This is a genomic window from Pseudomonas sp. PvP028, assembly GCF_017832255.1.
GTDB lineage: Bacteria > Pseudomonadota > Gammaproteobacteria > Pseudomonadales > Pseudomonadaceae > Aquipseudomonas > Aquipseudomonas syringae.
The window spans coordinates 4,470,328-4,485,537 of record NZ_JAFIBL010000001.1; the positions used below are offsets into that span (position 1 = coordinate 4,470,328).

At 60.3% G+C, this 15,210-nt stretch carries 12 protein-coding genes; 5 read left to right on the forward strand and 7 right to left on the reverse strand.

Annotated elements, in window-relative coordinates; all coding sequences use genetic code 11:
• Positions 1-83 precede the first annotated feature (83 nt).
• From JOE34_RS19125 to lexA, 4 genes are read right to left on the reverse strand one after another with little or no spacing between them, the layout of a single operon-like run.
• Complete coding sequence (locus JOE34_RS19125; protein WP_046266318.1) at positions 84-3,179, reverse strand: error-prone DNA polymerase; 3,096 nt, start codon at positions 3,177-3,179, stop codon at positions 84-86.
• Positions 3,176-4,606, reverse strand: a complete 1,431-nt coding sequence (locus JOE34_RS19130) for a DNA polymerase Y family protein (RefSeq protein WP_046266319.1) — start codon at positions 4,604-4,606, stop codon at positions 3,176-3,178. Before JOE34_RS19130 ends, JOE34_RS19125 begins: the two co-directional genes overlap by 4 nt.
• A 7-nt stretch (positions 4,607-4,613) precedes the next feature.
• Positions 4,614-5,234: a translesion DNA synthesis-associated protein ImuA gene (gene imuA, locus JOE34_RS19135; protein ID WP_044312844.1), complete on the reverse strand. Its 621-nt coding sequence runs from the start codon at positions 5,232-5,234 to the stop codon at positions 4,614-4,616.
• On the reverse strand, positions 5,234-5,851 hold the full coding sequence (lexA, locus tag JOE34_RS19140; RefSeq protein WP_046266320.1) for a transcriptional repressor LexA: 618 nt from the start codon (positions 5,849-5,851) through the stop codon (positions 5,234-5,236). The genes imuA and lexA overlap by 1 nt, the downstream gene beginning before the upstream one ends.
• Positions 5,852-6,055: 204 nt before the next feature.
• Here lexA and JOE34_RS19145 point away from each other — a divergent pair, with 204 nt between their 5' ends.
• Positions 6,056-7,051, forward strand: coding sequence for an aldo/keto reductase (locus JOE34_RS19145; protein WP_046266321.1), 996 nt, complete (start codon positions 6,056-6,058; stop codon positions 7,049-7,051).
• An 18-nt stretch (positions 7,052-7,069) separates the two neighbouring features.
• Here JOE34_RS19145 and JOE34_RS19150 read toward each other — a convergent pair whose 3' ends face one another.
• Positions 7,070-7,756 (reverse strand): hypothetical protein, encoded by a 687-nt coding sequence (locus tag JOE34_RS19150; RefSeq protein ID WP_010411880.1) that lies wholly within the window; start codon positions 7,754-7,756, stop codon positions 7,070-7,072.
• A gap of 634 nt (positions 7,757-8,390) precedes the next feature.
• Here JOE34_RS19150 and JOE34_RS19155 point away from each other — a divergent pair.
• From JOE34_RS19155 to JOE34_RS19165, 3 genes are read left to right on the forward strand one after another with little or no spacing between them, the layout of a single operon-like run.
• Positions 8,391-9,401, forward strand: a complete 1,011-nt coding sequence (locus JOE34_RS19155; protein ID WP_209996462.1) for an aliphatic sulfonate ABC transporter substrate-binding protein — start codon at positions 8,391-8,393, stop codon at positions 9,399-9,401.
• On the forward strand, positions 9,398-10,246 hold the full coding sequence (locus JOE34_RS19160) for an ABC transporter permease (protein ID WP_004417815.1): 849 nt from the start codon (positions 9,398-9,400) through the stop codon (positions 10,244-10,246). Before JOE34_RS19155 ends, JOE34_RS19160 begins: the two co-directional genes overlap by 4 nt.
• Positions 10,247-10,249: 3 nt before the next feature.
• Positions 10,250-10,963 carry an ABC transporter ATP-binding protein gene (locus tag JOE34_RS19165; RefSeq protein ID WP_046265937.1) on the forward strand — a complete coding sequence of 238 codons (714 nt, stop codon included), beginning with the start codon at positions 10,250-10,252 and terminating at the stop codon, positions 10,961-10,963.
• 6 nt (positions 10,964-10,969) lie between these two features.
• Here the strand turns inward: JOE34_RS19165 and JOE34_RS19170 are convergent, their stop codons facing one another.
• Positions 10,970-12,049 carry a polyamine ABC transporter substrate-binding protein gene (locus tag JOE34_RS19170; protein WP_016568101.1) on the reverse strand — a complete coding sequence of 360 codons (1,080 nt, stop codon included), beginning with the start codon at positions 12,047-12,049 and terminating at the stop codon, positions 10,970-10,972.
• Positions 12,050-12,439: 390 nt separating this feature from the next.
• On the opposite strand from JOE34_RS19170, the gene JOE34_RS19175 reads away from it, so the two are divergent.
• Positions 12,440-12,706, forward strand: coding sequence for a DUF1652 domain-containing protein (locus JOE34_RS19175; protein WP_003420677.1), 267 nt, complete (start codon positions 12,440-12,442; stop codon positions 12,704-12,706).
• Between the two features lie 10 nt (positions 12,707-12,716).
• Here JOE34_RS19175 and JOE34_RS19180 read toward each other — a convergent pair whose 3' ends face one another.
• Positions 12,717-15,209: a UvrD-helicase domain-containing protein gene (locus JOE34_RS19180; protein ID WP_046265936.1), complete on the reverse strand. Its 2,493-nt coding sequence runs from the start codon at positions 15,207-15,209 to the stop codon at positions 12,717-12,719.
• Position 15,210: the final 1 nt, after the last annotated feature.

Genomic DNA, 15,210 nt, shown 5'->3' on the forward strand with positions numbered 1-15,210 from the left:
AATAGGGTCAATCCGGATTAGCAGAGATTAAATGAAGGATGTCATAAACCACCATCATCAAGCGATAACCAACAATATGACTTTCACTGAAAATCCCGGCTGCGCACATCCAGTCCGGTGAGCAGCGGCGTCAGGTCGTACAGGCGCTGGGCAATCAGGTGCCGCACCCCGCTTTTCGATTCCAGTCGCCCGAACACCTGCAGCAATTGCGAGCCCACCAGCACCTTGCGCTGACGCTCGGCCAGGTCGCGCCAGACCACCACGTTGACCATGCCGAACTCATCTTCAAGGGTGACGAAGGTCACGCCACTCGCAGTGCCCGGTCGTTGACGACCAATGACCAGCCCCGCCACGCTGAGGGTCCGGTCGTTTTCCAGGTGTAACAAGTCTTGTGAGCTGCGAAAGCGCTTGGCAGCCAGTTGCCGGCGCAGCAAGGCCAGCGGGTGTGGGCCCAGCGTTGTGCCCAGCGTTGTGTAGTCGGCCACCAGGTCTTCGGCCACAGTCGGCAGTGGCAAGATCACCTGGGTTTCTTCGCTGGGCAGGTCGTCGAACAGCGGACGCTGGGCCTCAACCCCGGCCACTTCCCAGCGCGCCCGGTGCCGATGGCCGATCAGGCCGCGCAAGGCACCGGAATCCGCCAGGGCTTCGGCGGCGCGCGAGTCAAGCTCGGCGCGCAACGTCAGGTCCGTGGCATCGACAAACGGACGTTTCGCGCGCGCGGCTTCGATGCGCAAGGCATCTTCCTCACGAAAGCTGCGGACCATGCGCAGCCCGAGACGAATCGCCAGATTGCGCGTGCGGTCAGGATGATCGAGCGGCTCCAGCGAGCAATCCCAGTCGCTGTAACGCACATCCACCGGACGAATTTCAATGTGATGGCGGCGTGCGTCCTGCAACAGCTGATCCGGGCTATAGAACCCCATCGGCCAGCTGTTGATCAGTGCGCAGGTGAACGCTGCCGGTTCATGGCACTTGAGCCAGCAACTGGCGTAGGTCAGCAAGGCGAAACTGGCGGCATGGGATTCGGGAAAACCATAACTGCCAAAGCCCTTGATCTGTTCGAAGATCCGGTCGGCAAAGTCCGCTTCGTAGCCGTTTTTCAGCATGCCCGTGCGCAGCCGTTCGCGATGCGGCTCGAGCCCGCCGTGACGTTTCCACGCGGCCATCGCGCGACGCAACTCGTCCGCTTCGCCCGGCGTGTAGTCGGCGGCCAGAATGGCCACTTCCATGACCTGCTCCTGGAACAGCGGCACACCCAGGGTGCGCTTGAATACGGATTCAAGCTTGGGCGGATAGGTGACCGCCTCTTCGCCATTGCGCCGCCGCAGGTACGGGTGAACCATATCGCCCTGGATCGGCCCTGGCCGGACGATGGCGACTTCGATGACCAGGTCGTAGAATTTTTCCGGTCTGAGGCGCGGCAGCATGGCCATCTGCGCACGCGACTCGATCTGGAACACGCCGATGGTGTCGGCCCGGCTGATCATTTCGTAGGTTTTCCGGTCGTCGCCCGGAAGAGTCGCCAGAGTCCATCGTTGGCCACGGTGCAAATGCACCAGATCGAACGTGCGGCGCAAGGCACTGAGCATGCCCAGTGCAAGAATGTCGACTTTCAGCAGGCCGACCAGGTCCAGGTCGTCCTTGTCCCACTGGATGATGGTGCGATCGGCCATTGCGGCGTTCTCGACCGGCACTAGCGTTTCAAGCGGGTGTTCGGAAATCACGAATCCCCCCGGGTGTTGCGACAGGTGCCGGGGAAAACCGATCAGTTCGCCGGTCAGCGCCAGCACGCGCTTGAGGATCGGCGTGTCGGCATCGAAGCCGTATTCGCGCAAGCGTTCAGGCGACGGCAATGAATCGCTCCAGCGGCTGAAGGCTTCGGCCAGGGCATTGATCTGGTCTGGCGGCAAGCCCAGCACCTTGGCCACGTCACGCATCGCGCCGGAACCGTGATAAGTGCTGGCTACGGCCGTCAGCGCGGCCCTGCCCCGGCCATAGCGCCGAAAGATGTACTGAATGACTTCTTCGCGGCGGTCATGCTCGAAATCCACGTCGATGTCCGGTGGCTCGTTGCGCTCTCTGGAGATGAAGCGCTCGAACAGCAGGTTGCTCTGTTCCGGGTTCAGTTCGGTGATCCCCAGCGCATAACACACTGCAGAGTTGGCCGCCGAGCCGCGTCCCTGACAAAGGATGTGCTGGCTGCGGGCAAACTCGACGATGTCATGCACGGTCAGAAAGTAGCTGTCGAACTTCTTTTCCGCGATCAGCGCCAGTTCCTTCTCGACCTGCGCACGGGTGGCCGGTGTCAGGCCACCCGGCCAGCGCCTGCGAACACCGCGTTCGGTCAGTTCACGTAGCCAGGACGTAGAGGTCTGGCCCTTGGGGACCAGCTCATGCGGGTATTCATACTTCAAATCTCCCAGGTCGAAGGTGCAGCGCCGGGCAATACGCACCGACTCGGCGAGCAGCCAGTCCGGGTAATGCTCGCTGAGCGCATCCAGTGGCCGCAAATGGCGCTCGCCATTGGCAAACAGCAGATGACCTGCCTCGGCCACTGTGGTGTGGTGGCGGATGGCAGTCATGGTGTCCTGCAGTGCACGCCGGCCACGCGCATGCATGTGCACATCGCCACTGGCCACTGCCGGAATACCCAGCGATTGTGCCAACGCCAGCAGGTCGGCCAGCCGCTGCTCGTCATCCGGGCCACGGTGCAGCCCGACACCCAGCCACAGGCGCTCGGCAAATCGCTCACGCAACCAGCGTCCGCCGGCCAGACAGGCTTGAGCATCCCCGTCGAGGTTCGGCAGCCAGAGGGCCAGCAACCCGGCCGGCGCAGGCTCGAAGTCTTCGCGCAACACGCGGTATTCACCTTTTTTGGCCCTGCGGCGCGCGACCGTGATCAATGTGCACAGCGCCTCATAGCCTGTCTGGTTTTCCACCAGCAAGACGACTTTCGGGCCGTGTTCGATGTGCATTTCGCTGCCGACGATCAACGGCAGACCGGTGCTTTTTGACGCCTGCCAGGCGCGTACGATACCGGCCAGGGTGCACTCGTCGGTGATTGCCAGCGCCTTGTAGCCATGGCGCACCGCCCGTTCAAACAGTTCGCGTGCGCTCGAGGCGCCCCGCTGAAAGCTGAAGTTGGACAGGCAATGCAGCTCGGCGTATTCGCTGGTCATGCGAACCAGCCATGCAGCAGCAGTTCACCCTGCTCGCCAACCGCGCGATATGCCCAAGCGCGTTGGCCACTGGCGGTTTCGACCAGGTAATAGTCGCGGCGCACATCGCCGCCGTCCCACCACCCCGACTCGATTCGCTCGGGCCCGGCCACGATGCGGGTCGCCTGTACCGGCAGTGGCTGAGGCTCGCGCAGCAGCCAGCCCGGACGCGTGAAGCCTCTGGCCGGCAGGATCGGTTTGCTGCTGCTGTGCGCTTGCCAGGCACATTCGGGACGATAATCGGCCTGGGCGCGCAAGCCATTGACCGACTCGTCACCCAGACGCGCCCGCAGGCGCTCGCGCAGTTGCTCCCAGGGCAAGGTCTGCTGCACGCGCTCATCGAACAACTGACGGTGCGCCGGGACGAAATCCGGCAAGTCTCGCGCCAGCAGGCGCACGGCACGTACCGGCGACGCGACCAGCACCTGCTCCAGCCTGCCGCGGGCCAGCTCGAAGAGCATCGACGCATCGCGCTCGGCGCTCAGCAGCCCGACTGGTACGACAGTCTCCGGCACGACGGTTTCCGGCCCTGGCACATGCTCGAGGTGCAGGGAAAATCGCTGCACACCGCTGTCGCGTCCGGCCAGGAACAAGACCAGATCGGCGATCAGCCGCTTGAGCGGAAACAACAGGGCCTGATGGGACTCGACATCGAAATTCAGCTCGATGCGTACATCGAAAAAGTCCGGCGGCGTGTAGCACTCCAGCGCCACGGGGCGCTCGCCGAGCAAGGTGTCGAGGTGCTGCAGCACGCTGGCCGGAAACCGCCGTGCCAGCGTATCGCGGGGCAGCGCCAGCACCTGCCGCACACTACGCAGCCCCATGCGTGTCAGGGCGGTAGCGGTTTCGCGGCTCAGCCCGATGCGTTCCAGTGGCATCTGCTCCAGACGGCGACGCAATTCATGCGGACAGTCGATGCTCAGCCCGTCATGCATGTTGGCCAGCATTCGCGCGGCTATCGGGTTGGGCGCGACCACGATGCGATGGCGAAAACCCTGCGTGGTCAGCTCTTCACGCAAACGCGCCTCGAACACCGGCCAGGGGCCGAACAGCTTGAGGCTGGATTCGATTTCCATCAGCAGCACCCTCGGGTACTTGAGGCTGACATTGGAACTGAAACCGTAGGCCCAGGCCGCGAGCAGTTGCTGCAAACGCTCGATATCGGCCGGGTCATGCTCGATCGTGGTGAAGTTCGGCACCAGCGCCTGTGCTGCGGTCAGCGACTGCCCGGCTTTCAGGCCCAACGCACGCGCAGCCGGATTGACGCTCTGCAACACGCGACGTTGAGCGCTGCCGCTGATCAGCGCCAGCGGTTCATCGGGGTTGCCGTGACGACGCATGACGCCGTCCAGCGCCAGTTGCGGCAGCAAGACACAGGCCCAGAGCATAAGAACCTCAAGCGTCAGTCGGGAACGGAATGGGGAAAGGCGGCGCAAGTCCGCCCCGGCATTTGAGCACCCGCAACTGTGCGGGACGGGTATCGAGCGCTATGCGCAGGGCCGCAGGTGAAGGATTGGCAGCGGCCTGCTGCGGGCGACAGGCAAAGGCCAGGGTCTGCCCGGTTTCGGCAGCCACCTGCAAGCGTCGCAGTGCACGGTCATCGACCATGCCGGGCCAGCACACGACCGCGCCACAGCTGCCGGAACGCAGGCATTGCTCGGCGGCCCACAACGCATCGCGGGGACTCGCCTCGATCACCACCAACTGACGCAGATCGACGCCGGCGGCCAGCCAGGCCTGTGGGTACGGAATATAAGGCGGTGCGACCAGCACAATGCGCTCGGCGATCGCGGAGAGCCGCGCCAGGCTCGGCCACAGCAGGCGCAGTTCGCCGCTGCCATTGGCCGGAATGAGGATTTCAGTCAGGGCCGCAGCAGGCCAGCCGCCGGTGGGCAAGGCAGCGTCCAGCAACGCGTGGCCACTGGGCTGCGGGCTGACCTGTGGCGCGCTCTGCTGACGCCCTTTCCAGACCCTGCGCTCATCCAGCAAGGCATCCAGGCTGACCACCGCGCCCATCATTCGCGACGCACCAGCCCGCAGAATACGCCTTCGATGGCGAAGTCCTGATCGGGCGTGACGATGATCGGTTCGTAGGCCGGGTTGCGCGGCAACAGGCGTATCTGATCGGCGCGGCGTTGCAGGCGTTTGATGGTCACCTCGCCGTCCAGACGGGCAACCACGATCTGCCCGTCACTGGCCTGCGGGTTACGGTGCACGCCAACCAGATCGCCATCGAGAATACCGTCCTCGATCATCGAGTCGCCCTGCACACGCAGCAGGTAATCCGGCACACGGGTAAAGGTGCTGCGGTCCAGGTGCAGCGTGGTGTGTATATCGAGATCAGGTCCGATCGGTACGCCCGCCGCCACGCGCCCCAGTACAGGGATTTCCAGTAATTCGGGCCGTGGCTCAGTGTTCAGCAGGCGAATACCCCGTGCCTGATGACGGACGACTTCGATCAGCCCGGCTTCAGTGAGGGCCACAATGTGTTTGCGCGCCACGCTGCGCGAAGCAAAACCGAAAGCCTCGGAAATTTCCGCCAGGCTCGGTGATTGCCCCTGCTGCGCGATGCGATCGCGGATGAAGGTAAGGATAGCGCTGCGTCGAGGAGATAATGTGCTCATGGAGTACATTTGTACTCCATTCGGCATTGTGTGACTAGCGCGCTTTGTCGGATTCAAGAGGCGCTGTGTTGCATGCCCCACGACAGGCGATGCACACCGCTATGGGCGACATTGTTTGGATTTCAACAACAGTGAAATAAGAAACACCCGGTTTATTGAGCCCGGCAAAGAGGCGAAACTCGACCGTTCTTTCAACGATCAGGAGCACTCATTGTGATCACGCGCCAATTGGGTAACCACGGTCCGCAGGTTTCTGCCCTCGGGCTGGGCTGCATGGGAATGTCGGACTTCTACACCACTGGCATCGACGAAAAGGAATCCATCGCCACCTTGCAACGCGCGCTGGAGCTGGGTGTCAGCTTTTTCGATACGGCGGACATGTACGGCCCGTACACCAACGAAGCCTTGCTTGGCCGTGCACTCGAAGGCAAGCGTGAAGGTATCTACCTGGCCAGCAAGTTCGGCATCGTGCGTAGCGACGACCCGCATGCACGTGGCGTCAATGGCAGCCCGGCGTACATTCGCCAGTCCATCGACGCCAGTCTGAAGCGGCTGAACACCGATTACCTTGATCTCTATTATCAGCACCGCGTCGACCCCAAGGTGCCCATCGAGGACACCATTGGCGCCATGGCTGAACTGGTCAAGGCTGGCAAGGTACGCCACATAGGTATTTGCGAAGCCAGTGCAGCGACCATCGAAAAGGCACACGCGGTGCACCCGCTGGCGGCTGTGCAGAGCGAGTACTCACTCTGGTCACGCGATCCTGAACAGGATGGCGTACTTGCCACCTGCCGTCGCCTGGGTATTGCCTTCGTGGCGTATAGCCCGCTCGGCCGGGGGTTTCTGACCGGTGAATTGCGTACCCCGGACGATTTCGCGGCCGATGACTATCGTCGCTTCACCCCACGGTTTCAGGGCGAAAACTTCAATCGCAATCTGCAATTGGTCGAGAAGGTAAAAACACTGGCTACGGCCAGGGGCATCAGCGCATCACAACTGGCCCTGGCCTGGGTGCTTGCCCAGGGCGAGGACGTCATTCCGATCCCCGGCACCAAGCAGCGCAAGTACCTGGAAAGCAACGTGGCCGCAGCTTCATTGACGCTGAGTACTGATGACCTTGCCCAACTGGAAGCGATTTTCCCGGCCCAGGGCTCGGCATCCGGGGAGCGTTATAACGCGGCGTCGATGAAGTCGCTCAACGGCTGAAACCGTTGCGGTTCGACATCAGGTCGCTTCAGGGCAGGTCTGGGTGCCGTTGTCGAGGCCCTGCTTTTGATTCTTGTAATCGAGCGTGGCTTTACCATCGACCCATTTCAGGGTGACGACAACCACTGAGTCGAAATCGTCGTTTGTCCAGTCATCCAGCAGATTGATACTCTTGCCGGACGCCTCTTCAGCAACCTTGTTGATCAGCTCCGGCAGGTAGCCGTGCGACCAGGCGGTGTAGATGACTGCGTTGTGGTACTTGTCCTGCATCAGTTCATCGGCCAGGTCTGCGGTGTCGTTGGCACCGAAGTCGAGGTTGACGGGCAGACCCAGTTTGATTGCGCTGGGGCCTACCGTCATCAGCGGACGAACGTAGCTGTAGGACTGGTCGCCCTCACCCTCTTCCACATGTCGGCTCGGGTTGGCAGCGAAAATGAAATCAGCCTTGCCGAATTCTCTGGGCAGGACTTCCGACAATTCTATCGCCCGGTTGAGCCCCTGGCAGTTCAGTTGACCCAGCCCCATGGCCGGCTTTTCGGCGTGACGAAGGAATACCAGTGTCTGGGTACCATTCTTGGGTTCTGCATGGACGCCTTTGCCCATGGTGAACAAGACCAGGGCAGAAGCCACCAGCACGGAGGGGAAGAAGCACCACGCGAGCCGGTGCTGAAGTCGGGTGAGGGAAGGCATTTTCGGCATATTCATTATTTTCTGAGTCCGGTGCGCATTTGAAAGGGGACAGCCATCTGGCTGGTGCGAATACGCAGGCTTATGCAGCTCGCCCTGGAATTTTCTGCGGATCAGTCAAAAAGGGTCACGCGCGAATCTTAGGCTCTGTACGAAAAGTGGCTGCGCTCGGTGATGCTTCGTTAAAAACAGGCTCGGAATGCTCATTTACAACACGTAGAGTCGAACGCGACCCCGGCCGTTCCTCGCCTGTTTTTGCCTCGCCTGACCTTCGCTCGCCGACTTTTCGTACAGAGCCTAGTGCGCACATGTTTCGAAATTAAGAATGTGGACGATTAAGAGTGTCAAAAAACGATTCTGTTGCAATGCCGGCAAAAAAAATCGTCTGACAAACAGAGAAAATGTCAAAAAATCGTCGAAAGAGGAGTCATCAGACCTGACTGTTTGCCTGGCAACAGCCATTCAACAGACCGCTGTCAGATCAACATCACGGACGCCGGAAAGCCGCGTAAAACCCTTGAATTCAAGCACTCTGGTGTTTGGCATAGAGCGTGCAATATTCCTTTTCTGAATTTCACGCCCTGCGAACTGCCTGTTTTGGAATATACCAACCGGTCGCTGCGGCTCTAGTTTTCCTGACCTGGATGCCACTATGCCACAACCCCCCGTTTCTTTTCGGTTGCTGTCTCCCCGCGCGCTGATTCGCTGGATGGCGAGCACCTGTGTATTGGCGTTGAGCCTCAACGGTGCAGTTGAGGCCGCCGAGACCGCGCCTGCCGAAATCCGTCTGGACTACGCCTACTATTCGCCGGTCAGCCTGGCGCTCAAGCATTTTGGCTGGCTGGAGAAAGCCCTGCCGGATGCGAAAGTCACCTGGGTGTTGAGCCAGGGCAGCAACCGCTCGCTGGAGTACCTGAACAGTGGCAGCGTCGACTTCGCTTCGTCGGCCAGCCTGTCTGCGGTGCTGGCCCGAGCCAACGGCAGCCCGATCAAGTCGGTGTATGTCTACAGCCGGGCAGAATGGACGGCGCTGGTAGTGCGCAAGGATTCGCCGCTGCAATCGGTTGCCGAGCTCAAAGGCAAGAAAATAGCCGCCACCAAAGGCACCGACCCTTATCTGTTCACCTTGCGCGCGCTGCAGAAGGCCGGGCTGAAAAAGGATGATGTCGAGCTGCTGCACTTGCAGCATCCCGATGGGCGCACAGCCCTTGAAAAAGGTGACGTAGATGCCTGGGCAGGGCTTGACCCGCACATGGCGGCCAGTGAAGTACAGTCCGGCTCGCGCCTGCTTTACCGCAACAAGGACTTCAACAGCTATGGCGTACTGAGCGTCACGGAAACCTACGCCAAGGAACATCCACAGGCGATCAGGACAGTATTGAGCGCTTATGAACAGGCTCGAGAATGGGCAGTGAAAAACCCTGATGAGCTGGCCAGGCTGCTGGCGACCGAGTCGGGCCTGCCGCTGGAAGTCGCCAGGCTGCAATTGACCCGCACAGACCTGAGCAACCCGCAACTGAGCGCGCAAGACGCCGAGGCGTCCAAGGCCGCAGCGCCGATTCTGGTCGCGGAGGACCTGGTGCGCAAGGGCGTCAATGTCGAGCAGGTCATCGATCAACTGATCACGCCTGAGTTCTCCAAAGCCGTGATCGCCACTCCATGACCAGCCGCAACAAGTCGTTGCCTGCCTCAGCGCAGGCAACAGTGCCGGACAAGGCCAAACGAACGCTTTGGCAGCGCTACAGAACACCACTCAAGGGTCTGGTAGTACCGGCAGTGATCATCGTCCTGCTGGAAATGATCGTCCGCATCGGTTGGCTGCCTGCCTATCAGATGCCAGCGCCCAGCGAGATCGTGCTGACTCTGCGCGACCTGGCGGACGGTGCGTTGTGGAAACACATCAGTGCCAGTCTGTTGCGTGTGCTCAGCGGGTTTGCGATCGGCGCGAGCCTGGCCCTGGTGTTTGCCGCATGGGTGGGGCTCAGTCGTGAGGCAGAGGCGTATCTGGAGCCGACATTCGCCGGGCTTCGCTCCATTCCGAGCCTGGCGTGGGTGCCGCTTCTGCTGCTATGGCTGGGCATTGGCGAGACATCGAAAATCGTGCTGATTGCCATTGGTGCGTTCTTTCCGGTCTATCTAAACGGCGTGGCCGCGATTCGAGGCATTGACCGAAAGCTGGTGGAAGTCGGCCAGATGTATGGTTTGAGCCGCTATCGCCTGACCCGGCGCATTCTTCTGCCCGCCGCCCTGCCCGGCCTGTTTACCGGTTTGCGCAGCGGCATGAGCCTGTCGTGGATGTTTCTGGTGGCCGCCGAGCTGATCGCGGCCACCAAAGGCCTGGGCTACCTGCTCAGTGACGGGCGCGAAACCTCGCGCCCGGACATCGTGCTGGCGGCCATCATCGTTCTGGCGACCCTGGGCAAACTCAGCGACGGCCTGCTGGCAAGCCTGGAAAAACGCTTCCTGGCCTGGCGCGATACATTCAACGGGCAAAGCCGTGAGGGTTGATACATGCCGGAATCACTGATGGATATACGCGTCGAGCACAAGGCGTTCGCGGGCAATACCGTGCTGCACGGCATCGATCTGTCGCTGCAGTCAGGTGAAATCGTCAGCCTGCTGGGCCCCAGCGGCTGCGGCAAAAGCACGCTGTTGAGGATTGTCGCCGGACTGGAGCAGGATTTTCGTGGTTCGGTGCAGCGTATTCAGGGCGAAGTGGCGTTCGTGTTTCAAGAGCCGCGCCTGATGCCCTGGCTGACCGTCGCACAGAATATCGGTTTCAGTGACGATGACCGCTACGACCGCCACTGGGTCGGCCAATTGATCGAAGAAGTGGGCCTTTCCGGTTTTGCCGACGCCTTGCCCAAAGCGCTGTCAGGGGGCATGGCGCAGCGCGTGGCTATCGCGCGCGGCCTGTACTCGCACCCGGCGGTGTTGCTGCTGGATGAGCCTTTCAGCGCAGTCGATGCGTTTACCCGGATGAAGCTTCAGGACCTGCTGCTGCAACTGGCCGCGCGCCACGCCATCACCCTGTTGCTGGTGACCCATGATGTCGACGAGGCGTTGTACCTGAGCGACCGCGTGCTGGTGATGGGCAGCCGTCCCGGCACAATCACCCACCAATTGCCGATCGGGCTGCAGACGCCCAGGGATCGTCGCGATCCGCTGCTGGCCCGCTTGAAAGCTCAGGCGCTGACCGAACTGCAGCAGACCCATGTCATCTGAACAGCGTTACTTGTCGGCCCTGAATGTGTCCCAGAGCTTCTCGCGCAACGTATCGATAGTTTCGGGGACCTGAGACATCACGAACAGGCGGCTCAGCATGTCGGCGTCCGGGTACACCGTGGTATCGGTCCACAGGCCTGGGCCGATAAGCGCGTCTGCCTTTTCATTGCCATTGGCGTAATGCACGGTATTGGTGATATTGGCGATCACTTCGGGGCGCAGCAGGTAATTCAGGAACGCGTAGGCACCCTTGGTATCGGTGACGTCAGCCGGGATGGCGGCCATATCGAACCACATGGGCGCGCCCTCCTTCGGAACGACATAATCGATGGTGAAGCCATTGCCTTCTTTCTGCGCCTGCTCCTGAGCCTGGGAAATATCCCCGGAATAGCCCACCGCGACACAAATCTTGCCCTTCGCGAGGTCGGCGATGTAATCGGCAGAACTGAAATTGCGTATGTACGGCCGCACGCTGTCCAGTACCGCCTTTGCCTGGCGGTAGTCGTCAGGCACTTCGCTGTGTGGCGGCAAGCCAAGGTAATTCAGGGTGATCGGCAGAAGAGCCGGTGCGCTGTCGAGAAATACCACACCGCATTGGGCGAGCTTTTTCATGTTTTCCGGCTTGAGCACCAGATCCCAGGAATCGAGCGGTGCATCCTTGCCGAGGATGGCCTTGACCTTGGTTGTGTCATAGCCGATGCCGGTACTGCCCCACAGATAAGGGAAACCATGCTGATTACCGGGATCACTGCCCTCCAGCGCCTTGAGCAGGACCGGGTTGAGATTTTTCCAGTTGGGCAACTGACGCTTATCGAGGGTTTTGAGCAACCCACCCTCTATTTGTCGGCCCATGAAATGAATGGACGGAAAAACCACATCGTGACCGGAGTGGCCAGCCAGCAGCTTTGCGTTCAGCGCCTCATTGGTTTCAAAGGTTTCGTAAGTGGTCTTGAAGCCGGTGGCGACTTCGAAATTCTTCAGGGTGTCCGGCGCTATATAGTCCGTCCAGTTGTAGATATTGACCGTCTCCGCCGCGTGACTGGTCGAGGCCAGCAACATCAGTGCGGCAAGGGAGTTTCTCAGCATGTGCGGTTCCTCGGGTCAATAGCGACAGCTTGCCCCAGACCCGGCACGAAAACCATCTTCGTCACGGCAAATTCATTCCATTGAAAGGACTTGCGGCAGCGGCTCGGCAAATGCATGGAGCGTGCCCATTAATACCTTCTAATGACACCGGTCATATAATTGATTTTTTTGTGCTGCGTCATAAAAAATTTTTCCAGAACGGTGCTGGCAAATGCTATTTTCAGTGTTCGTCAGACCGCTCAGCGATCCTGCTGGAAAGCAACTTGACCGACCGATGATGCGCACCGCTGGTCATCGTCTCGTCATCACGGCTTTACCGGACGCATTCTGGCTGTCTGCCTACCCATTGGAGCAAAGGAAGTGCTCGATTGATTCAGGTGGGCCATCGTCATGACTAAAGTCACATTCCCCAATGCCTGCCAACTGATGCGCTGGCACTTCCACCCCGTGGGCTTTGAAGCCTCGATGGATGCCCCAGGGAGCATGATTGCGCGACTTTTCGACCGTGCCAGCGGTGAAACAGTGGTCGCCATTGCCGGCCTGCCCTGTTCAACGGTGATGAATGCCGCAGACGTGGAGCGCATCATCGAAGCCATAGAGGACGAGCTGGAACTATTCGGTACTCAGACGCAACGACAGATCGCCGGTTTTATCTGACATGAACGCCTCAGCCAGCACGAACCCTGTTACGCAAGTCTTCGAAGAAAGGCTTGTCGCGGGCAATCCGGTCTGACGCTTTGGGCATCTGAACTGCGTCTCCCGAACTGGCGCTTTCATCGATATACCAATAACAGTGCCGTGCCGAGCGAGTAATGGCGACATAGGCCAGACGCAAGACTTCATCCTTCTGTGCGGTATCGAATGGCTGAAGATCACTCGCATCACCCAGCCCTGCCAACCGGTAAACCTGATTCTTGTAGGGCGAGACGGTCAGATGCTGACAATCGCCCAGCAAAAATACGGCATCCGCCTGCAAGCCCTTGGAACTGTGGTAAGTCAGCGTTCTGATACGGCGATTCTGCGCGCCATTTGCCGAATCGGCGTCAATCAATGCCTGCAGACGCGCCGAGAAGCGCGCCTTCTCGCTGCTCTTGCGGTACAGCAGCAGGATCGAGTCGCCATCGTGGTAATGCTCGGCGACCCGCTCGGCAAGCTCGTCCTCATCGCGATCCAGTACCTTGACCGGCAGCAGTTCCTGAAGCGGGCCACTGGCGCGGGCCTTCTTGCCCGGTATAGCCGGGGCCGCACGGACGATGTGCTCGGCGGCGTCGATGATGTGCTGATGACTGCGGAAGTTGTCACTGAGCATGACCCTGGTGGTCGCCGGGGAGGAAAACTCCTTTGCGAACTCCATGAAGTACTTCGGCGAACTGCCCCGCCAGCCGTAGATCGACTGCCAATCGTCACCGACACACAGCAGCGATGAATGCTGAGCTATGCGGCCTGTGTGCAATGCCGGACCACGACGCCTGATTTCGCGCAGGCTGGCGCGTAGCCATGAAACGATCTGCGGCGAGACATCCTGGAACTCGTCGATCATCAAATGCGCGAGAGGTCTGAGCATCGGGTCACTGACGTGCTTGAGGTTCTCGGGAGACGTTTCGCCGAACAAGGCAAACATGCGGTTGTAGGTCATGATCGGCGGCGATTGAGCCAGCAGGTGCGTTTCGAAGGCTTTCCAGAACAGACTGAGCGCTTCGAAGAAGAAACGGTCCGGGTCATCGCTGGCAAAACTCATCTCGGACACGGCGCTCGGCACATCCAGCCCGAGGTTCTCGATAAAGCTGGCAGCCGTGACAAAACAGTCCAGCAAAGGTGCCGCACCGAGCTCGCCCTTGACCCGGTAGTCGAATCCGGGCCCCGCGGCGGCTTCCCCTGCCAGCGATTGCAAAACCTCGCTAGCCGACTGATAGTTATCCATCCATATCAATGGCTTACTGCAGAAAGCTTGAAACAGCGTGCGCTTTATGACGCCTTCTGCCCACACCGGCAATTTGGCGCCGGGCCGCTTGAGTTGCTGATCCTCACTGGCATCAAGACCCAGCACGACCCACGCATCCAGCTCGGCGATATAACCGTGAAATGAAAACGAAAAACCATTTATTTCAACAACTTGGCGCATGGGTTCAATGCCCTTTATAGGCCAGGCGCCGGCGCGAATCCATAGATCCTCAACCGTGTCGCACCACTCTTCATCGCGTTTCGAGGACAGCTCGGTCACCGCGACGCGTTTCTGCACATCAGGGTGATCGCGGTCCAGCTCCTTGAGCTGCAGGGCATGGCGATACAGCGGCGCCATGACTTCGCGAAAACGCTCGTTACCGGCGTACAGATCGCGATAGCAGAGATTGAGTTGCTGGCGCTGCGCATCGTTGATACGCAAGTCGAAGGGGTTGCTGTCCACCTCTTCCAGGCCGGAAGACTGGCTGCTCAGGTTCTCGAACGCGCGCAGCTGCTCAAACCCCGGCAGGCTGCGCACCAGCGGCAGAATGCGCGAATGGAAGGTGCGTACCAGCTCGCGCGCCTGCTTTTGCTCCAGCACATGCCCCCACAGGGCCATGACATCGATCAGTTTGCTGATGAAGTCCTTGCGCGACTCACGGGTAAAGGTCACCACCGTCATGGCGTTCAGTTCGAAGCCCAGGTAGTGATGCAGCAGCAGAATCCGCAGGACCAGCGACGTGGACTTGCCCGCGCCTGCCCCGGCAATCACGTAGGTAGACGGCGTATCGCTGAAAATCATCTTCCACTGGGCCGCGCTGGGCTGGGCATGTGCGGGGAGTTTTTCGGCGACGTCGGCCTTGATGCGCTTTTTCAGCTCAGGCGTAAGCGCCAGCCGCCAGTCGTCGAACAAATGATCGTCGACCTTGGGGCCACGATGCCGGGCTGGCCGGGTATCGTTGATGACCAGCACCTGACGGCCCGACTCCTGGCCATCCAGATAACCCTCTTCATAGCCTTCACGCACGCCTTCGATGTGGCCGTTCAGATAACCGTCGGCATGCCCCAGCGACCATGAGGGCGCGTGCTGCGAGCGCAGTCCGGTAAGACCACGCCCCATCAGCCGCGCCAACAGGCGTCGAAAAAACGGCAATTGCCGGGGCGGTACAAGGTCGACATCCAGGTCATTAGGAAGCGCAGAAGGCAGGTCGTCAGGCACG